An 18,307-nucleotide genomic window follows, 5' to 3' on the forward strand; every position below is an offset into this window, starting at 1 on the left:
CTCTCAGAGGAGAAGGCAGGGATGAGGAGTGGTTTAACTCAACGCACAATGCGGCAAACCTCACCCCAGCCCTCTCCTTGAAAAGGAGAGGGAGCAAAGCAAACTGAGTGGGAGAAGGAGTAGCCTCAACCCAACTAACCAAATACCGCCAGCAGCACCGGGAACAGGAAAGGGGCGATAAGCGACGTCAGGATGCCGCATATCACCAGCGCCAGCGAGCCGAAGGCGCCTTCTTGGAAATCGACTTCTGCGCAGCGGGCGGTGCCTAGGGCGTGGGAGGCGGTGCCCATGGCTAGGCCGCGGGAGGTCTTGGTGGTGATGCGCAGAATATTCAAAATCGTGTGACCAAACACCGCGCCGAGAATACCGACGAAAATCACGCACACGGCGCTTATCGCCGGAATGCCGTTGATTGAGTGAGCCGTTGCCATGGCGATGGGCGTGGTGACGGATTTCGGCAGGATTGAGGCGGCCAGCTCAGGCGTGGCACCCATCCACAGGGCAATCGCCGTGCCGCTAGTCATCGCCACCATACTGCCGATAAAACAGACGCTGATGATCGACTTCCAGCGGGCGCGTATCTGGTGCAACTGCTCATACAGTGGGAAAGCCAGTGCAACCACGGCGGGTTGCAACAGATCATTCAAAATCTTGCTGCCAGCGAAATAGCGGGCGTAGGGAATATTGGCCACCAGCAGCAGCGGGATGATCACCACCATCGACATCAACAGCGGGTTCAGCAGCGGCAGTTTCAGCTTAATGGCCAGCTTGCGGGTGGCGAAAAACACCAGCAGTGTTAGAGGTAACGACCAAAGTATGTCGATCATGGCTTCTCCTCAAGGTCGCTAACCAGCGGTTCCTCGCGATGGATGAAGTGCGAGCAGTAGGCTGTCACCACCAGTACCACCAGCGTGCTGACCAGACAGGAGACCACCAGAGGGCCGAACTGGGCGCGCAGCATATCGTAATAGGTCATCACCCCGACGCCGATAGGCACGAACAGCAGGGCCATATAGCGAATAAGCACGTTACAACCCGGTTTCACCCAGCGATAAGGCAAAACCTGCGTTGAAAGCAGGCAGAAAAGGATCAGCATGCCGATAATGCTGCCCGGAATAGTGATCGGCAGCAGTGATGAAATTCCGATGCCAGCGTATAAGCAGGCGTAGATCAAAATAAATGACCTTAAATATTGCAAAAGCAGTGTTATTACGTTGCGCATAGCCTTCATCCCAGTAAGGTGACGCATTCATCATACAATTAAACCGTGATCTAAACCACAAAAAGGAGTATGAAATTAATGCATGAAGTGTATGCCATTTTGGAAACTTACCTCGAGTAACTTTGCAGTTTTCTCTGTGCTTCGTGGCATTTGGCTCTATCCTTAACGGACGAAAAATAATCGAATGGAGTCCTGATGAAACCACTTTTTCGTCCCGCAACCTTAGCCGTGCTGTCGGCGCTACTTATCTCTCCCGCCTATGCCGTGGATAAATCGCCCGATTCGGTCCCTGAGGCCACAGCCAAGGTTGAAGAGTTGGCAAACGGCTTGGATCACCCTTGGTCTTTGGCATTTTTGCCTAATCAGCAGGGCGCGTTAATTACCGAACGCTCCGGACAGTTGAGGCTATGGCAGGCGGACAAAGGCTTGTCGAAACCGCTGTCTGGCGTGCCCAAGGTGTGGGTTGCCGGGCAGGCCGGGTTATGGGATGTCCGACTGGCACCTGATTTCGCCACCAGCCGCCGCGTCTATCTGAGCTTCGCGCAGCAGGGCGACAAGGGGCAAGCCAATGCCGCGCTGGGATACGGGCGTTTAGCCGAAGATGGCAGCGGCCTGCAAGACTTCAAAACCATCTTTGTGCAGCAACCGGCGCTGAGCAGCGGGATAAATCTCGGCGGCAGACTGGCCTTCGACCCGCAGGGCAATATCTTCATGTCCACTGGCGACAATAACCAGCGCATGGCGGCCCAGCGGTTGGACAGCCTTAAGGGGAAAATCCTGCGTCTGACCCCGGAAGGCGGGATCCCGCAGGATAATCCTTTCGTCAATAAGCCACAGGCCAAGGGGGAGATCTGGACCTTTGGCAATCGCAATCCGCAGGGATTGGCCATTAACCCGTGGAGTCACGCGCTGTGGGAAACCGAGCACGGCCCGCGCGGCGGGGATGAAGTCAACCTGCCCGGGGCGGGGAAGAATTACGGCTGGCCGCTGGCAACCTACGGCATCAATTATTCAGGGCAGCCGATACCCGAGGCCCAAGGCACTCGGCTAAAAGGGGCTGAAGATCCTCTCTACTATTGGCCGGTCTCGCCCGCGCTGAGTGGCATAGCGTTTTACAACTCGGCGAAATTCCCGCAGTGGGACCACTCGCTGTTTGTTGGCGCGCTGGCGGGGAAATCTTTAATTAGGCTGACGTTACTGGGTAACAAAATCACGTCGGAAGAGCGGCTGCTAAGCGAACGTAATGAGCGTATTCGTGAGGTGCAGCTGGGCGAGGATGGCTATATCTATCTGCTGACCGATGAGAGTAACGGCAAGCTGTTGAAGGTCGCGCCGGGAGCCTAGCGCGCAGGGAATAATGGCCGGAAAGCCTCCGGCCATTGCGACATTAGGTCAGAGCAATCATCACATGCTGCTGATAACCCGGACGTTGCGTGAGCTGTTGATACCAGCGCTCGACGTGCGGGTGTTTCAGCCGTTCGATGTCCAAACTGAACCACGCGTAGGCTAAGCAGCCTACCGGGATATCTCCTAGACCGAACTGCTCGCCGGAGAGCCAAGTTTGCTTGGCTAATACTTCATCGAGCATCGCCCAAGCCTTCTCAAAAGCCGCCATACCGGTGGCAATCACCTGAGGATCGCGCTGATCTTCAGGGGTGCGGATCAGGCTGACATACACCTGCCGGAAGGGAATGGCTAAGGTGCCGCTGGCCCAGTCCAGCCACTTATCTGCGGAGGCGCGCTGCTGAGCGTCGGAACCCCAGAACTGCGGCTGCGCGGCGCGTTCTGCTAGATAACGCAGTATTGCATTGGATTCCCACAGCACGAAGTCGCCGTCCTGCAAGCAAGGGACTAAACCATTAGGGTTGAGCGCCAAAAAGCTCGCTTCGGTGTTTTTGCCATATTGGCCCCCGGCGTTAATTAGCTGGTACTGCTCGCCAAGCTCTTCCAACAGCCACAGGACTTTCTTCACATTGGTCGAATTTTCACGACCCCAGACCGTTAACATGATAATCACTCCAACAAAGTAAAAAGAGGGGCGGCTCAGCTGTGAAAACGCGTCCAGAGCGAGATCAGCAGCCAAGCGGCAAGTGTCCAGCACAGTACGCCGCCGAGTAGTGCATAGGGCAGTTTCATTGAGCCGACGAGGAAATAGAGGGCAATCAGGTAGACCATGTAAGGAATAACGGCCCACAGCCCGAAGATGATGGTAGTGCGTAATGCTTCAATACTGCGTTCGGTGCCGACAATGTAGTGGGCGATAAGCGCAAAAGTGGGAAAGAGAGGTAATAATCCGGCGATATAGTAATTTTTGGTTTTCGACAATAAGCCGATCGCCACCACCATCAGCGCGCCAATCAGCGCCTTTATGAGCAGACCCATCTTCAATTTCCCGTCGTCTTACCGCGCTATGTTGAGAGTCCATTGCGGGTAAGCGCTTTATAGTTATCGTAAATACCCCATGCCGTGGCACAAACTTGCCCGAGTCACACTTTGTGGTCAAGAGGCGCAATAAGAATAAATATTGCGCGGCGAAACTCAACAAAGCCTAAAAATCACGACTATTCTAACAATCTTTACATTGCAACGGTTTCATCGCCGCGGATAAAACGGTAGGTTTTAGTCTCGGCGAACGTTTCACTTTTCAGGCGTAAATCTGTTTGAAAGATAAGATAAATTTCAGTTACATGGACAAAAGCGCTGATAACCTATGACAATTTCTCCTAAATTCCAACGGACCTTCCAATGCGCGCTCGGCGGCGGCGTTATGCTGCTGGCGCTTCCTGCTGCTCAGGCAGATACCAACCCCGTAGCCCCGCAGATTAACGCTAAATCTTGGGTGTTAATGGACTATAACAGTGGGAAAATACTCACTGAGTCCAACCCTGACGCCCGTCTTGACCCGGCCAGTCTGACCAAAATCATGGTCAGCTATGTCGTGGGTCAGGCAATTAAATCCGGCAAAGTGACCCCTGATGACATGGTGTCCGTGGGTCAGGATGCGTGGGCGACCGGCAACCCGGTGCTGCGCGGCTCCTCGCTGATGTTCCTCAAGCCGGGCGATAAAGTGCCGGTTTCCGAGCTGAACAAAGGGATCGTGATCCAATCCGGTAATGACGCCAGCATCGCCTTGGCGGACTACATCGCCGGTAGTCAGGACTCCTTTGTTAGCCTGATGAACCGCTATTCGCAGCAGCTCAAGTTGGATAATACCCACTTCAAAACTGTCCATGGCTTGGATGCCGACGGCCAGTACAGCTCGGCCAAAGATATGGCGCTGCTATCACAGGCGCTGATCCGCGATACGCCGGACGAATACGCACTGCACAAAGAAAAAGAATTTACCTTTAACCGCATTCGCCAAATTAACCGTAACCGCCTGTTGTGGAGCAGCAACCTCAATGTTGACGGCATCAAGACCGGTTACACCTCCGGCGCGGGCTATAACTTGGTTTCTTCGGCCAGTGATCCAAGCGGCATGCGTCTGATTGCCGTGGTGATGGGCGCGCCAAGCGACCGTATTCGCTTTAGTGAAAGCGAAAGCCTGCTGACTTGGGGCTTCCGTTTCTTCGAAACCCTGACACCGATTAAAGCCGGTAATGCCTTCACCACCCAGCGCGTGTGGTTCGGTGAAGAGAAAATGGTGCCACTGGGCGTGGCGGAAGACGCCTCCCTGACCATGCCAAAGGGCCAGTTGAAAAACCTTAAGGCCAGCTTCAACCTGACCAATAAAGAGCTGGAAGCCCCGCTGAGCAAGAATCAGGTAGTGGGAACCGTTGATTTTAGCCTCGACGGCAAAGTCATCGACTCGCGCCCGCTGGTGGCCTTGCAGGAAGTGAAAGAAGGCGGCTTCTTCAGCCGCATTTGGGATTTCGTGATGATGAAAATCAGCGGCCTGTTTGGTTCGATTTTCGGCAAGTAATGTAGACTTTCTAGCCAATTAAAAGGCCCGGCATATGCAGCCGGGCCTTTTCTTTTTGTGGTGCTTCAACGGCTGTTATTCGCGAACCCAGCCTTTGCGGATTGGCAGGGCAAAGCTAAAGCGATAGAGCTTGTCCAACCCTGCTGAGATCTGCTCGCCGAACAGGTTCCACACTAGCTGCGAGAACAGACAACCCACCATGCCGACCAGTAGGCCGCCGAGCATGTCCAACGGCCAGTGTACGCCGAGGTAAACGCGGGACCACGCAATGCCAAGGGCGGTGACGATTAACAGCGCGCCAGACCACAGGCGATGCCAGAACAAGAACGCAATGGCAAAGGTGAAAATCGCCGTGCCGTGGTCACTCGGGAAAGAGTCATCCGGCGCGTGATGCAGGAAGTTATAGCCAAAGCCTTCAACGAACGGACGTGCGTGCGGGAACAGCATCGACAGAGTTTTTGCGCAGCTCATTGAGAACAACAGCGCGATGACGGTCTTAGTCACCAAGGTACGCTGGAAAACGATATGCTCGCGCTGGCCCCAAAGCCAAAGCCCGATAATCAGCATCGGTACAATCATAATCATGTCATTGGCCATAAAGGTGGCAAACTTGATCATCGCAGGTGGGGAGGCTGGCGTGGCGTTAATCCAGGTAAATAAAAGATGGTTTAGTTGCTCCATGCTTGGCACCTCAGCACGGTTTTTTGTTCACTTTGAATCTGCAAAATTACTACCCTCATCATCATCGGAGTCAGCCAAATAGGCGGCTGAAAAGGTTCTACTCACTTACTGACCATAATTCCAAATTTCGGTTCAACGTTAGTTTGAGTTAAACGTCGGGTAAAGGGGGATCGTCTGAATATCCCGGTTTCATTGAGCTACGGTATAGGTTCAGAGTGAAATCAGTTTATGGGATATAAATTAAGAAATCCTTAAGTCGGGGGAGGACCAGCCTCCCGACTTAAACAGTCTGAACAATATGATGGGGTAGAAAAGAGAGTGTGTTTGAAGCAGCGCGCTATTAACGCGGTTTTTGTGCGGCGAGCAGGAACATCATTGGGCGTTCGGTTTCTTCTTGCAGGGCAGGCATGCTGGCCAGTTGCTCGGCAGAAGGCCCCCATTCATCAACCTGAGTGATAATAAATCCACTCTTGATCAGTAGGTTGATATAGGTTGCCAGCTTGCGATGCTGCTTGATAACCCCTTCGGCAAACCAGTTGGTGACGCGTTCGCCTTCGCGCTGATAACCATCTACCGGCCAGGTTTTCTGCCCGCTGGTGGTGGTCAGCCAGCCCGGTTGCGCCGGTGCGGTGAAGATAGGGTGCTCAGCGGAGAAGACAAAATGCCCGCCCGGAACCAGCGATTGATACACCTGGTCGAACAACCCAGACAGGTTTTGCAGGTAATGCAGCGCCAGCGAGCTGTAAGCCAAAGAGTAAGTCTCAGCCGGTAATGTCAGGTTATCCAAGTCTTCGCGACGGTAATCGATGTTGTCATCAGCCGTCATACTGCGGGCTTTTTCCAGCATCTTTGCAGAAATATCCAACCCCAAGACCTGTGCCGCACCCTGTTCGCGCATATAGCGGCAGAACCAGCCGTAACCACAGCCGAGGTCGACCACCTTTGTTCCGCGAACCTCGGGCAGCATAGCTTTCAAGGCAGGCCACTCCGGCGCGCCGTCTAGGCCATGTACCGAACGGTTAAGTTGTGAATAACCCTCGAAAAATTGCTGATCGTCATAAATGTTTTGAGCCATGTTAATGATTCCTTTAAAACGTTATCCTGTGCCGTATAGGCCCACATAGTGTAGTGAAAAAAGTCAGGGAGAAAAACGTTTGGAGATTCGACAGGCGGTTCAAGCAGACATTGAGCTACTGCGGCAGCTAGGGATTTCGACCTATAAGCACTATTTCGGCGCACTGTGGCAAAGCCCGGCGGAGCTTGAGGCCTTCCTGCACAGTGACTTCTCCCGCGAAGTTCTCACTCATGGCTTATCCGACCCACAACAGCAGTGGTGGGTTGCCAGTGAGCAGGGAGAACTGTTGGGGTTCGCCAAGGTGCATGACCAACAGCCGCTGCCGGAGAGCGAGCGCACCGGTGCTATGCTTTGTAAGCTCTATCTCCAGCCGGGAGCAAAATCGCGCGGTTTGGGTTCGCGCTTATTTAAGCATCTGGAGCAGCAGGCGCGCGGCCGCCAGCAGGGCTTACTTTGGCTGACCGTGTTGCAGAGCAACACGGCGGCCATCGCGTTTTATCAGCGTCAGGGCATGGTGATTCACAGTGAATCGGCCTACGTGACGCCGACACAATCCACCCCGTTGTGGACAATGAAGAAGGAGTTAGGATGAGAAGGGAGGAGCAATGGTCAGAGTAAAACTGGGCGGGCTATTTATCACGCTGGCAGAGGATGAAGAGATCCCTGCGGAAGAAGAGCTTTACGAGCATTACACCTACATTATTCGCTCCCAGCCGCGCGGTTTTGAGATCTTACGCTACGATCCTTATGCAGGTTGGAAGCGCAAACCTGACCGTTGGTTCTCGACCGGGCACAACGCCTTTGTCTTTGCCTACGAGTCCTATGTTGAAGAGTGGAATCAGGTCGATGGCCGCATCGGCGGGCCTTCTCATACTGTAAATCGCATTATTTAGACCTTCGCAAGGAACGCCCGTGGACCACCCTTCAGCAGACAAGATTATCGATTTGTACCAGCGCAACAGCGCGTATTGGGATGATATTCGCAGCGACCGGCTGATTGAGTCGCCGTGGCTGGAGAGCTTCCTCAATCTGCAACCCGCCGTGGCCGACATTCTGGATATTGGCTGTGGCTCCGGCAAGCCGATAGCCCAGTTCTTCGTCGAGCAAGGGCATCGGGTGACGGGCGTCGACGCCTCAGAGGCAATGATTGCGCTCTGTCGCCAGCGTTTCCCCGCCCATCAGTGGCAAGTGGCTGATATGCGACAGCTCGCGCTCGGGCAGAAATTTGATGGCATTCTGGCGTGGGACAGCTTTTTTCATCTCAAACGCGACGATCAGCGCGCAATGTTTGCCCTCTTTGCGCAGCACGCCAAGCCCAACGCTGCGCTGATGTTTACCAGCGGCCCGGCCGACGGCGAAGCGATTGGCCAATTGAATGGTGAAACGCTATATCACGCCAGTTTAGCGCCAGAAGAGTACCGCCAACTGTTGGCTGACCATGGTTTCCGCGTCGTGAAAACCATAGCTGAAGACCCTGATTGCGGCGGCCACACCATTTGGCTTGCGCAGGCATTCCAGCCTTGAAATCAAAGAAATAGAGCATTAATAAATAATCACCAATGGTTATATAAATTAATGCTTTTAAAAATTTATTAAATTATTTTTTCATGAAAATCATATGGATGTGATATTCTCCTCATTAAAGCCACTTCATACACATTGCATTTGCTAAACCATGGTCTAATTTTTAATCAGGTGTCGGCGACATGCAAAAGCAGCCCACCTACACAGCCCGTATTTAATAGCTCTGGCTTAATCATTCAACTGCAATAAGGGTATATTCATGAAAGAAAACAAAGAATTGCGCGAATTGTCTATGGACGAAGTTGATGCTGTAAGTGGTGGTGGATTGATCGGTGATTTGCTAGGTACCGTGGGTCAAATTGTGACGCCACTTCCTATTGTCGGCCCGATTTTGGGCGGGATTTTAGGTAACATTGGCGGCAAGTTCCCTCTGTAAGTTTTCCCAAAAGTATTTGAAGAAGCTCCGTTTATCGGGGCTTTTTTATTGGGTCAAGCTCAGATAACGATTAAGCTAAGCCAACTGATTTTCAGGCCGGAGCAAAGCATGACCTTCGATTGGCACAGCGCACCTTTATCCCGCAGCACGGTGATAGATAAGACCTATAAAAACACCCAAAACGTCCGCCGCTTCCTCACCCAAGAGTGCGGCGAAAACTTCAAATTCGACCGAGATTTAATGGCTTGGATCCGCAGCGGCGCGGCTAAGAATTTGGGAGATGTGGCGGATGAGTGGGTTAGGCGTTGGGGATAGAGCACCCTCAATAAATTGAAAGTGCTAATTAATGATGAGCTATTTAACTCTTTTTATACTGATACCAGAATTCGGTCCAGGAGGGACTCCCAGTGCAGTTTCTACACCAGTATTATTTCGAAGATCATCCAAGATATTTTGAGGTTTGAATTTTGCACCAATTATTGCTTCTGACTCTGGGCGCGGCTTTTCAGAGTGTCTTGCTCTATAAGCTTCGACAAATTCATCACCTTCGGAGATTGCTCGACTGCTTAATCCACGAGCATACAAGCGATTAAATTCGCCTTCTGCCAGAGTCTGTGCCGCAGTGTATGGAACCCGAGCTTGAGTCATTTCCTCGCTTTTGGGTTTTCTTCTAGGGTAAAATTCAGCAAGCAGACCTCTATTTTGAATCTCTTTTTCTAACCACGCATCATCTTGCTGAATGGCTTCTTCCAACAAAGTTGGCCAAATTTCTTTGCCTCTTGTTGTCAGATAGTTACTGAGATAAAAGCGCTCATTTTGCTTATCGTATTGGATTTCTTCCGACATAAACTGCCGAGTAGTTTGGTCTAAATCTAAATAGTTTAAAGCCATTATTATTTCCGCCGTATGTAAAAAGATCAAAAACAGCAACAATAAGTAACACCTTGCAACATTTAGATATCTACCATAATAGGTAGGTTATATCAAAAGATTAAATTCCCTTAATGCAGTTAATAGCCAAGTTGGTTACTAAAGGGCATAGCCACTCCGTCGCCAAATAGAAGGCGTTTTTTATATAACTATTTGTATTTAATGGTTTTTTTCAGAGAAAAAGAAAAAACCCGATAATCTTGAACCTAAACAGGCGGGATTATCGGGCTCTCCAAAGTGGGGACTTCAAAGAAAAGCAGTGGCATTAATTAAGACTGCCTTTCCTGAACAAAGTTCGTTCAATGCTGCAAAAATCTAAAAAAATTATTGATTTTTTTAATGCGCATTGCGAATCAATGAGTTAAATCAGCCTCCCGGCCAGACAATTACTATCAAGGTACCTGCCAAGGTCAACAATACGTTAGCGATAGCGTAGGTTCCGGCGTATCCGAGGGCTGGTATGTTGCTGCGCGCGGTATCGCTGATGATCTCCATGGCCGGTGCGCAGGTGCGGGCACCCATGATGGCGCCGAACAGTAGGGCGCGGTTCATGCGCAGCACGTAAGCGCCGAAGATAAAGCAGATAACCACCGGCACCAGACTGACGATTAACCCTGAAATCAGCATCTGGCCGCCAATCGCGCCCAGACCCTGGTTGATCCCCGCACCGGCACTCAGGCCGACACCGGCCATAAACACCATCAGGCCGAACTCCTTCACCATGTTCAACGCGCCCTGCGGGATATAGCCGAAAGTAGGGTGGTTAGCACGTAAGAAGCCGAGCATGATACCGGCGAACAGCAGCCCGGCGGCATTACCGACGCCAAAACTGAAGTTCTTAAACTGGAAGGTGATAAGGCCAATCATCAGGCCGAGAATAAAGAAGGCGCAGAAGGCCAGCAGGTCGGTGACCTGACTGTGAATCGAGATAAACCCGATGCGATCGGCCACGGCTTTAACGCGACGCGCGTCGCCGCTGACCTGCAACACGTCGCCTTTATTGAGCACGATGCTGTCGTCGATCGGCATCTCTATCTGGCTGCGGATCACGCGGTTAAGGAAGCAGCCGTGGTCGGTCAAGTTCAGCTGGCTCAGGCGTTTGCCCACCGCGCTGCTGTTCTTCACCACCACTTCTTCGGTCACGATGCGCATGTCCAGCAGGTCGCGGTCGAACACCTCTTTGCCGTTACGGAAGCTCGGGTCAAGGCGTGAGTGAGCGTCAGGGTAGCCCACCAGCGAGATATCGTCGCCAACCTGCAACACCGCGTCACCGTCCGGCGTCGCTAAAATGCCGTTACGGCGAATACGCTCGATGTAGCAGCCGGTCTGGCGATAGATACCCAACTCGCGCAGGTTTTTGCCATCGGCCCATGCCACCAGCTCCTGACCCACGCGATAGGCGCGGATCACTGGCAGATAAACTTTGCGTTTGCTGTCGGTGTCGAGGCCGCGCTCGCGTGCGATTTGTTGGGCGCTGGTTGGCAGGTCTTGGTGCTGTAATTTTGGCAGATAGCGCGCGCCAAAAATCAGGCTTACCAAGCCAATTAAGTAGGTCAGGGCATAGCCGAGGCTCAGGTTATCTAGCTCCGGCCCGAGCAGTTTATTGCCGCCGAGAGTGTTCCTGAGCGTGTCTCCGGCCCCCACCAACACTGGCGTTGAGGTCATGGAGCCTGCCAGCATACCGGCGGTCAGCCCGATGTCCCAGCCGAACAGCCGACCAAGGCCAAAGGCCAGCAGCATCGCCGTGCCGACCATCACCAGCGCCAGCATCAGATAGTTTTTGCCATCGCGGAAGAAAATCGAGAAAAAGTTCGGACCGGCTTCGACCCCGACGCAGAAAATAAACAGCATAAAGCCGAGGTTGAGTGCCTCAGTATTAATGCTGAAATGTTGTTGGCCGAGCAGCAGGGAAACGACTAATACGCCGATGGAATTTCCGAGTTGGACTGAGCCCAAACGTACTTTTCCCAGACAAAGTCCGAGCGCTAAAACTACAAATAATAACAGGATGTAATTCCCGTTTAACAAACTAGCGACGTTTATGTTCACAAAGATAACTTATTGTTTACCAACAAATTCTTGATATGAGGGGTTGTAAGGGATAAATTCAATAGCATTATATTTTAACCGCTTATTCTAAGGCTAAGGATATAAACGGTCACTGAAACAACGCCATTTTGCGCGTTATTTTAGTCATAGATTGTTCATTCAGCCAGATAAAAGCGGGTGTTAGCACCTTTTAAGCATGTTTTGTGTTGCACAGGCTGTGCAGCTTAGCAGGGGAACTGCGGGGCGATGACGAATTGACTCAATTCTGTTGCTGCCTATTAGCAAAACTTTAAGGAGGAAGAACTGATGCATGTGCGTTCTAGCGTCGGCCCAATTATATGCTGCGTGCTGTTTACGTTGATTTTTGTCTTACTGAAAACCGAAGTCATTGTGGTTCGCCACATTACCCCCGGCCCGGAATATGGGCTGCTACTGTTTATTTTCCCCGGCATTATCACGGCTCACTTAGTGAAGCGCTATGCATTACGCTACGCCTTTCTTGGGGCGCTGCTGGCTATCCCGGTGTGCTATTTATTGCGGATACTCTATTTCGTCCGCGTGCGCACCTTTATACAAGAGTTAGCCTACGCCGGAAGCGCCATTTTCTGGTGCGTGATGGGCGCGCTGTTCTACCTATTGATTCGAGCTATCGTGCTGCACATGACCAAAGAGTAGTGGGGCATTAGCCAAAAAAGAAAGGCGCTCAATGAGCGCCTTTTTGCTGTGTGGCCTTTGCCACGTCTCAGTCAAATTAAGACTGGAACAGAGCCAGATGTTCTTTAGCGTAAGCTTCGAAATCTGTGCAACCACCGATGTGGGTGGAGTCGATGAAGATTTGTGGAACAGTCTCAACCGGCTTACCGACCGTTTTTTCCAGATCGGCTTTAGAGATGCCTTCAGCGTGGATATCAACGTAACGGAAATTGAAATCATCACGTTCTTCAGTCAGTTTTTCAGCCAACTCTTTTGCACGTACACAATAAGGACACGCCGGGCGCCCGAAAATCACTGCAAACATGGAGACTCCTTGATTTTTTAATGCCAGTAAAATGAATAAGTTAAAGTGTGACTGGTCTTAATTTTGTTAACTGCGTCACCTTTTGATGACGGTACTATGCCTGTTACCTACGTCAAAAAAAAGTAGGATTTACCTGTCAGTTTGATGCCCTGCGCCTATCAGTCAGGCGAACGAACTTATTTATCACACTTTTGCTGCCCTGAATAATGCCGCGTTTTGTTACAGCATTTGAGGTTAACGCGCTTGCAAAGCAATGAGCTAGCATCAATGATTGTCAGCCATTAGGCTCTTATTTTGTTTTTGTTCAAGGATTTCCCATGACGCCCACGATTGACCTCCTGCGCTCCCACCGTTCTATCCGTTCTTTTACCGACCAGCCAGTTACCGATGAACAGCGCGAGGCTATTCTCGGCGCGGCGCAGGGTGCATCGACTTCTAGCTTCTTACAGTGCTCGTCAATCATCCGCATTACCGATCCGGCGCTGCGTGAGAAGCTGGTGGAGTTCACCGGCGGGCAGAAATATGTCGCCAGCGCGGCCGAATTTTGGGTTTTCTGCGCCGACTTTAATCGCAATCAACAAATTAACCCGCAGGCCGAGCTAGGGTTAGCTGAGCAGCTGCTGCTGGGCTGCGTGGACACCGCGCTGCTGGCACAAAACGCCATGACGGCGGCGGAATCACTCGGGCTGGGCGGGGTGTTTATCGGCGGTATCCGTAATCAGGTTGAAGAGGTGATTGAGCTGCTGAAGTTGCCGAAGTTCGTCATGCCGCTGTTTGGCATGTGTATCGGCTATCCGGCGCAGGATCATCAGGTGAAGCCGCGTATGCCGCAGTCAATGCTGGTACACGAGAACAGCTATCAGCCGCTCAACCCGCAGACGCTGGCCGATTACGACGAGCAACTGGCCGCCTATTACTTGCAGCGTGACAGCAATGCGCGTCGCGACACTTGGAGTGATTTGATTATCCGCACGCTGAAAAAAGAGCAGCGCCCACATATGCTGGCCGCTCTGCACAAACAGGGCTGGGCAACTCGCTAAACCTCTTCATCCTTGACGGGGCGTCTGATGAAAATAGCTATTCTTTCCCGCGATGGCAGTCTCTATTCGTGCAAGCGGCTGCTTGAAGCGGCGGAGTGTCGCGGTCATTCGGTCGATATTATTGACCCGTTGTCCTGTTATATGAATATCAATCCGGCGGCGCCGAGTGTGCATTATCGCGGTCGCCAGCTGGATAAATACCACGCAGTGATCCCGCGCATTGGTTCGGCGATCACCTTTTACGGCACCGCCGTGCTGCGACAGTTCGAGATGCTGGGCAGCTTCCCGCTCAATGAATCCGTCGCCATTACTCGCGCCCGTGACAAGCTGCGCTCGATGCAGATTTTGGCTCGTGAGGGCATTGATTTGCCGACCACCGGCTTTGCCAATATGCCTGATGACACCTCTGACCTGATTGCCTTGGTCGGCGGCGCGCCGCTGGTGGTCAAGCTGGTGGAGGGCACACAGGGCATTGGCGTGGTGCTGGCCGAGACGCGGCAGGCGGCGGAGAGCGTGATTGACGCCTTTCGTGGGCTGAATGCGCATATTTTGGTGCAGGAGTATATCCGCGAAGCCGAGGGCAGGGACATTCGCTGTCTAGTCGTCGGCAAGAAAGTGGTGGGAGCCATTGAGCGCCAGGCCAAGCCCGGCGATTTTCGCTCAAACCTGCATCGCGGTGGCACGGCCAATAAGGTGGAAATCACCGCCGATGAAAAAGCCATTGCGGTGAAAGCGGCAGCAACCTTGGGGCTGGATGTCGCCGGTGTGGATATCCTTCGCTCTAACCGAGGTCCGTTAGTGATGGAAGTTAACGCTTCGCCTGGCTTAGAAGGTATCGAAAGCACCACCGGTTTGGACATCGCGGGCATGATGATTGACTACATTGAACATCGCGCTCGCCCCGGTTTTCGCTTGAAATCTGGCGGCTAAGCGCCTTCACCCGCATTAATGTGCAGCAAGCGCGTATTGATCATAGCGCTTACTGACATAATTCCGTAAGCTATGTCCCCTTCGCGCCCTTTAAGGGCGCGCTTTTCTGCTGTCGACTTCATTGATTTAAACTTGTGAGGCATTTTATGGATTCGCTCATCGTCCCTGATTTGGCGTTGCTCCGGCGCTGGCTGGATCAGTTAGGGATATCATTTTTCGAGTGTGATTCCTGTCAGGCTCTCCATTTGCCGCATATGCAGAATTTTGATGGCGTATTTGACGCCAAGTTGGACATTGTTGATAACGTGATCCTGTTCTCCGCGCTGGCCGAAGTGAAGCCAACCGCGCTTATTCCCATCGTGGCCGATCTCAGCCAAATCAACGCCAGTTCGCTGACGGTGAAAGCTTTTATCGACATTCAGGATGACAATTTGCCTAAGCTGATTGTCTGCCAGTCGCTGGCGATTGCCGTGGGTGTGACGGTGGAGCAGTTTGGCTACTTCCTGCAACAGGCGGAAGAGCAGATGTCGATGATCATTCTCGAAGCGCATGCTAATGACATGCTGTTCGTGGGCGAGCCGGATGAAGGCGAGCCGCTAACCAACCTCAATGTTCCCATTCTGCATTAATCCTCTCTCGCCTTAACACTTCCCCATTGCAAATTTCTCGCATAAGCCGCGAATTCCCGCGGCTTTGGTGATTTTTTCCGCTTCCACTACACTCTTTAACAAACAGTTATTCTGTTATTTGCACATTGTTGCCATACATTTCACTTTGTTAATGGCTTATGTGCCACAGGGCATAGAGCAAAATTGCATAATTAATCGATAAATTGTGGTTTTGCCCATGCAGTCTAGTACCGAGGGGGCGCAGGGGGTATTCTGCTGATTCTGCGCTATAGGTTAATTACACCGTAAAACCAAATGGTTATTCGGCTCGCAGCGTTGGGTCCGTCAATGCATGCTTATGCAGATTTGGGCGCGACGGTTGGTCTGGTTATGAAAGGTTTTGTATCCATTTGAGATACAAGTTCAATTTTCCTTTTCCCCCTGTATTGGAGGTAGTAACGGATGTTCACCCTGCGTAAAAAGTGGTTATCGGGTGTTGTCGCCGGTCTGGTTATGGCCGCGTCCGTCACAGCGTCAGCGGAAGAAAAAACGCTGCACGTCTACAACTGGTCTGACTATATCGCGCCGAATACGGTGCCAGATTTCCAGAAGGAAAGCGGCATCAAGGTGATATACGACGTTTTCGACTCCAACGAAGTGTTGGAAGGCAAACTGATGGCGGGGAGCACCGGCTTCGACTTGGTGGTGCCATCGGCGAGTTTCCTTGAGCGCCAGCTGGCGGCAGGGGTGTTCCAGCCTCTGGACAAGAGTAAGCTGCCAAACTACAAAAACCTCGACCCTGAGCTGTTGAAAATGGTCGCGCAGCACGATCCGGGTAACAAATACGCCATTCCTTACCTGTGGGCGACCACCGGCATCGGCTATAACGTTGATAAAGTGAAGGCAGTTTTAGGCAAAGACGCGCCGGTGGACAGCTGGGATCTGGTGCTTAAGCCTGAAAACCTCGAGAAGCTCAAAAGCTGCGGCGTCTCCTTCCTCGACGCACCGGCTGAAATCTACGCCACCGTGCTGAACTACCTGCACCTCGACCCGAACAGTACCAAAGCCAGCGACTACACCGGTGCCGCCAATGACCTGCTGTTGAAGCTGCGCCCGAGCATTCGCTATTTCCACTCTTCCCAATACATCAATGACTTGGCAAACGGCGATATCTGCGTGGCGATTGGCTGGGCGGGTGACGTGATGCAAGCCTCTAACCGCGCGAAAGAAGCTAAAAACGGCGTCAACGTGGCGTACAGCATTCCGAAAGAGGGCGCGCTGGCCTTCTTCGACGTGTTTGCTATCCCGGCTGATGCTAAAAATCTGGATGAAGCCTATCAGTTCCTCAACTACCTGATGGAGCCGAAGGTGATCGCGCAGATCAGCAACACGGTGTACTACGCCAGTGGCAACCTTGCTGCCACGCCGCTGGTGAATGCCGACGTGCGTAACAACCCGGGCATTTACCCGTCGGATGCCGTGCGCGCCAAGCTGTTTACGCTGAAGGTGCAGGATCCGAAGATTGACCGCGTCATTACCCGTTCTTGGACTAAAGTGAAAACCAACAAATAATACTCTTCACTCTTCGAGCTGCCGCCTTGGTGCATCTCAAATGAAAGTGAGTATTACCCCAGTGGCTCTGCGAAATAAACGCGCGGAGCCGCTGCTTCTATTTCGGTTCCTCAATCTATGCGGCTTTTTACCGCCTTCTGCCGGAGATGTTTCTGAGTGAATGATGCAATCCCCCGTCCTCAGCCGAAAACTCACAAAGGCTTCACGCCTTTGCTGGAAATCCGCAATTTAACCAAATCTTTTGATGGTCAGGCTGCCGTGGATGACGTCAGTTTGACCATCTATAAAGGCGAAATCTTTGCCCTGTTGGGCGCGTCAGGCTGCGGCAAGTCCACCTTGCTGCGCATGCTGGCCGGTTTTGAAACCCCGACTCAGGGGCAAATTGTACTCGACGGCGTCGACCTGTCGCAGGTTCCGCCTTATCAGCGCCCAATCAACATGATGTTCCAGTCCTATGCCTTGTTCCCGCACATGACCGTCGAGCAGAACATCGCCTTTGGCTTGAAGCAGGACAAGCTGCCGTCGGCGGAAATCAAAAGCCGCGTGGCGGAGATGCTGACGCTGGTACATATGGAAGAGTTCGCCAAGCGTAAGCCGCACCAGCTCTCCGGCGGCCAGCGCCAGCGCGTGGCTTTGGCGCGCAGTCTGGCGAAAAGACCCAAACTGCTGTTGCTCGATGAGCCTATGGGTGCGCTGGACAAAAAACTGCGCGACCGCATGCAGCTTGAAGTGGTGGATATCCTCGAGCGCGTCGGCGCGACCTGTGTGATGGTGACTCACGATCAGGAAGAGGCGATGACCATGGCGGGGCGTATCGCCATCATGAATCGCGGCAAGTTTGTGCAAATTGGCGAGCCGGAGGAGATTTACGAGCACCCGACCAGCCGCTTCAGCGCGGAGTTTATCGGTTCGGTAAATATCTTCGAGGGCGTGCTGCAAGAGCGTCAGGACGACGCGCTGGTGATCAGCAGCCCCGGCTTGGTGCATCCGCTGAAAGTTGACGCCGACTCCTCGGTGGTGGACGGCGTACCGGTGTTCGTGGCCCTGCGCCCGGAGAAAATCCTGCTGTGCGAAGAGATCCCGCAAGATGGCTGTAACTTTGCCGTCGGCGAAGTGGTCAACATTGCCTATCTCGGCGATTTGTCCATTTACCACGTCAAGTTACACAGTGGGCAGATGATCACCGCGCAGCTGCAGAACGGCCATCGCTTCCGCAAAGGGATGCCGACTTGGGGCGACGAAGTGCGCCTGTGCTGGGAAGCCGACAGCTGTGTCGTGCTGACCGTTTAAGGGGAGTCGA

Annotated in this window: 22 protein-coding genes; 13 read left to right on the top strand and 9 right to left on the bottom strand. The window is 52.5% G+C overall.

From position 1 onward, the window contains the following. Positions 1–134: 134 nt before the first annotated feature. Positions 135–827: a CidB/LrgB family autolysis modulator gene (locus tag GEAM_RS07235; RefSeq protein ID WP_034790017.1), complete on the bottom strand. Its 693-nt coding sequence runs from the start codon at positions 825–827 to the stop codon at positions 135–137. Continuing rightward, a complete protein-coding gene (locus GEAM_RS07240) occupies positions 824–1,222 on the bottom strand; it encodes a CidA/LrgA family protein (protein ID WP_034790019.1) in 399 nt (132 codons plus the stop codon). Before GEAM_RS07240 ends, GEAM_RS07235 begins: the two co-directional genes overlap by 4 nt. A 195-nt stretch (positions 1,223–1,417) precedes the next feature. Here GEAM_RS07240 and GEAM_RS07245 point away from each other — a divergent pair, with 195 nt between their 5' ends. Continuing rightward, the gene (locus tag GEAM_RS07245) at positions 1,418–2,566 is read left to right on the top strand and encodes a PQQ-dependent sugar dehydrogenase (RefSeq protein ID WP_034790021.1); all 1,149 of its coding nucleotides are present in this window, start codon (positions 1,418–1,420) and stop codon (positions 2,564–2,566) included. A 43-nt stretch (positions 2,567–2,609) separates the two neighbouring features. Here GEAM_RS07245 and GEAM_RS07250 read toward each other — a convergent pair whose 3' ends face one another. Then, positions 2,610–3,230, bottom strand: coding sequence for a glutathione S-transferase family protein (locus GEAM_RS07250; RefSeq protein ID WP_034790025.1), 621 nt, complete (start codon positions 3,228–3,230; stop codon positions 2,610–2,612). Positions 3,231–3,265: 35 nt separating this feature from the next. Then, positions 3,266–3,604 carry a GlpM family protein gene (locus GEAM_RS07255; protein ID WP_034790029.1) on the bottom strand — a complete coding sequence of 113 codons (339 nt, stop codon included), beginning with the start codon at positions 3,602–3,604 and terminating at the stop codon, positions 3,266–3,268. Between the two features lie 328 nt (positions 3,605–3,932). Between GEAM_RS07255 and GEAM_RS07260 the strand changes: the two genes are divergently transcribed. Beyond that, positions 3,933–5,144 (top strand): serine hydrolase, encoded by a 1,212-nt coding sequence (locus GEAM_RS07260; RefSeq protein ID WP_034790031.1) that lies wholly within the window; start codon positions 3,933–3,935, stop codon positions 5,142–5,144. A gap of 75 nt (positions 5,145–5,219) precedes the next feature. Here GEAM_RS07260 and ybjG read toward each other — a convergent pair whose 3' ends face one another. Together ybjG and GEAM_RS07270 are read right to left on the bottom strand one after the other, a co-directional pair. Continuing rightward, positions 5,220–5,825, bottom strand: coding sequence for an undecaprenyl-diphosphate phosphatase (gene ybjG / locus GEAM_RS07265; protein ID WP_034790033.1), 606 nt, complete (start codon positions 5,823–5,825; stop codon positions 5,220–5,222). A 340-nt stretch (positions 5,826–6,165) separates the two neighbouring features. After that, entirely contained in the window at positions 6,166–6,900 is a 735-nt protein-coding gene (locus GEAM_RS07270; RefSeq protein WP_034790036.1) for a class I SAM-dependent methyltransferase, read from the bottom strand. A 79-nt stretch (positions 6,901–6,979) separates the two neighbouring features. Between GEAM_RS07270 and GEAM_RS07275 the strand changes: the two genes are divergently transcribed. The 5 genes from GEAM_RS07275 to GEAM_RS07290 all read left to right on the top strand — a co-directional run bounded on the left by GEAM_RS07275 (position 6,980) and on the right by GEAM_RS07290 (position 9,175). Then, positions 6,980–7,492: a GNAT family N-acetyltransferase gene (locus GEAM_RS07275; RefSeq protein WP_034790038.1), complete on the top strand. Its 513-nt coding sequence runs from the start codon at positions 6,980–6,982 to the stop codon at positions 7,490–7,492. Between the two features lie 13 nt (positions 7,493–7,505). Further along, positions 7,506–7,793, top strand: coding sequence for a hypothetical protein (locus tag GEAM_RS07280; protein ID WP_034790040.1), 288 nt, complete (start codon positions 7,506–7,508; stop codon positions 7,791–7,793). A gap of 19 nt (positions 7,794–7,812) precedes the next feature. Then, positions 7,813–8,424 carry a class I SAM-dependent DNA methyltransferase gene (locus GEAM_RS07285; protein ID WP_034790041.1) on the top strand — a complete coding sequence of 204 codons (612 nt, stop codon included), beginning with the start codon at positions 7,813–7,815 and terminating at the stop codon, positions 8,422–8,424. Between the two features lie 259 nt (positions 8,425–8,683). Beyond that, complete coding sequence (locus GEAM_RS23265) at positions 8,684–8,860, top strand: hypothetical protein (RefSeq protein WP_167333525.1); 177 nt, start codon at positions 8,684–8,686, stop codon at positions 8,858–8,860. A gap of 108 nt (positions 8,861–8,968) precedes the next feature. Next, positions 8,969–9,175, top strand: coding sequence for a DUF6434 domain-containing protein (locus GEAM_RS07290; protein WP_034790043.1), 207 nt, complete (start codon positions 8,969–8,971; stop codon positions 9,173–9,175). Positions 9,176–9,214: 39 nt separating this feature from the next. Here the strand turns inward: GEAM_RS07290 and GEAM_RS07295 are convergent, their stop codons facing one another. Together GEAM_RS07295 and GEAM_RS07300 are read right to left on the bottom strand one after the other, a co-directional pair. Further along, positions 9,215–9,751, bottom strand: coding sequence for a hypothetical protein (locus tag GEAM_RS07295; protein WP_034790045.1), 537 nt, complete (start codon positions 9,749–9,751; stop codon positions 9,215–9,217). A gap of 405 nt (positions 9,752–10,156) precedes the next feature. Beyond that, a complete protein-coding gene (locus GEAM_RS07300) occupies positions 10,157–11,839 on the bottom strand; it encodes an aspartate:alanine antiporter (RefSeq protein ID WP_034790047.1) in 1,683 nt (560 codons plus the stop codon). Positions 11,840–12,145: 306 nt separating this feature from the next. Between GEAM_RS07300 and ybjM the strand changes: the two genes are divergently transcribed. Continuing rightward, positions 12,146–12,514 carry an inner membrane protein YbjM gene (ybjM, locus tag GEAM_RS07305; protein WP_034790050.1) on the top strand — a complete coding sequence of 123 codons (369 nt, stop codon included), beginning with the start codon at positions 12,146–12,148 and terminating at the stop codon, positions 12,512–12,514. Between the two features lie 76 nt (positions 12,515–12,590). Here ybjM and GEAM_RS07310 read toward each other — a convergent pair whose 3' ends face one another. Beyond that, positions 12,591–12,857: a GrxA family glutaredoxin gene (locus GEAM_RS07310; RefSeq protein WP_034790052.1), complete on the bottom strand. Its 267-nt coding sequence runs from the start codon at positions 12,855–12,857 to the stop codon at positions 12,591–12,593. Positions 12,858–13,174: 317 nt separating this feature from the next. Between GEAM_RS07310 and nfsA the strand changes: the two genes are divergently transcribed. The 5 genes from nfsA to potG all read left to right on the top strand — a co-directional run bounded on the left by nfsA (position 13,175) and on the right by potG (position 18,297). Beyond that, a complete protein-coding gene (gene nfsA, locus GEAM_RS07315; RefSeq protein WP_034790054.1) occupies positions 13,175–13,897 on the top strand; it encodes an oxygen-insensitive NADPH nitroreductase in 723 nt (240 codons plus the stop codon). A gap of 27 nt (positions 13,898–13,924) precedes the next feature. Further along, positions 13,925–14,827 (top strand): 30S ribosomal protein S6--L-glutamate ligase, encoded by a 903-nt coding sequence (gene rimK / locus GEAM_RS07320; RefSeq protein ID WP_034790056.1) that lies wholly within the window; start codon positions 13,925–13,927, stop codon positions 14,825–14,827. Between the two features lie 146 nt (positions 14,828–14,973). Then, entirely contained in the window at positions 14,974–15,456 is a 483-nt protein-coding gene (locus GEAM_RS07325) for a YbjN domain-containing protein (protein ID WP_034790058.1), read from the top strand. Between the two features lie 441 nt (positions 15,457–15,897). Then, positions 15,898–17,007, top strand: coding sequence for a spermidine/putrescine ABC transporter substrate-binding protein PotF (gene potF, locus GEAM_RS07330; RefSeq protein ID WP_034790060.1), 1,110 nt, complete (start codon positions 15,898–15,900; stop codon positions 17,005–17,007). Between the two features lie 156 nt (positions 17,008–17,163). Then, positions 17,164–18,297, top strand: a complete 1,134-nt coding sequence (gene potG, locus GEAM_RS07335) for a putrescine ABC transporter ATP-binding subunit PotG (RefSeq protein ID WP_034790062.1) — start codon at positions 17,164–17,166, stop codon at positions 18,295–18,297. The last annotated feature ends 10 nt before the right edge of the window (positions 18,298–18,307 follow it).

The sequence above is a fragment of the Ewingella americana ATCC 33852 genome (assembly GCF_000735345.1).
Lineage (GTDB): Bacteria > Pseudomonadota > Gammaproteobacteria > Enterobacterales > Enterobacteriaceae > Ewingella > Ewingella americana.

Coding starts and splice junctions, on each gene's coding strand:
- GEAM_RS07235 (WP_034790017.1), bottom strand. CDS start 827: ATGATCGACATACTTTGGTCGTTACCTCTAACACTGCTGGTGTTTTTC.
- GEAM_RS07240 (WP_034790019.1), bottom strand. CDS start 1,222: ATGCGCAACGTAATAACACTGCTTTTGCAATATTTAAGGTCATTTATT.
- GEAM_RS07245 (WP_034790021.1), top strand. CDS start 1,418: ATGAAACCACTTTTTCGTCCCGCAACCTTAGCCGTGCTGTCGGCGCTA.
- GEAM_RS07250 (WP_034790025.1), bottom strand. CDS start 3,230: ATGTTAACGGTCTGGGGTCGTGAAAATTCGACCAATGTGAAGAAAGTC.
- GEAM_RS07255 (WP_034790029.1), bottom strand. CDS start 3,604: ATGGGTCTGCTCATAAAGGCGCTGATTGGCGCGCTGATGGTGGTGGCG.
- GEAM_RS07260 (WP_034790031.1), top strand. CDS start 3,933: ATGACAATTTCTCCTAAATTCCAACGGACCTTCCAATGCGCGCTCGGC.
- ybjG (WP_034790033.1), bottom strand. CDS start 5,825: ATGGAGCAACTAAACCATCTTTTATTTACCTGGATTAACGCCACGCCA.
- GEAM_RS07270 (WP_034790036.1), bottom strand. CDS start 6,900: ATGGCTCAAAACATTTATGACGATCAGCAATTTTTCGAGGGTTATTCA.
- GEAM_RS07280 (WP_034790040.1), top strand. CDS start 7,506: ATGGTCAGAGTAAAACTGGGCGGGCTATTTATCACGCTGGCAGAGGAT.
- GEAM_RS23265 (WP_167333525.1), top strand. CDS start 8,684: ATGAAAGAAAACAAAGAATTGCGCGAATTGTCTATGGACGAAGTTGAT.
- GEAM_RS07290 (WP_034790043.1), top strand. CDS start 8,969: ATGACCTTCGATTGGCACAGCGCACCTTTATCCCGCAGCACGGTGATA.
- GEAM_RS07295 (WP_034790045.1), bottom strand. CDS start 9,751: ATGGCTTTAAACTATTTAGATTTAGACCAAACTACTCGGCAGTTTATG.
- ybjM (WP_034790050.1), top strand. CDS start 12,146: ATGCATGTGCGTTCTAGCGTCGGCCCAATTATATGCTGCGTGCTGTTT.
- GEAM_RS07310 (WP_034790052.1), bottom strand. CDS start 12,857: ATGTTTGCAGTGATTTTCGGGCGCCCGGCGTGTCCTTATTGTGTACGT.
- nfsA (WP_034790054.1), top strand. CDS start 13,175: ATGACGCCCACGATTGACCTCCTGCGCTCCCACCGTTCTATCCGTTCT.
- rimK (WP_034790056.1), top strand. CDS start 13,925: ATGAAAATAGCTATTCTTTCCCGCGATGGCAGTCTCTATTCGTGCAAG.
- GEAM_RS07325 (WP_034790058.1), top strand. CDS start 14,974: ATGGATTCGCTCATCGTCCCTGATTTGGCGTTGCTCCGGCGCTGGCTG.
- potF (WP_034790060.1), top strand. CDS start 15,898: ATGTTCACCCTGCGTAAAAAGTGGTTATCGGGTGTTGTCGCCGGTCTG.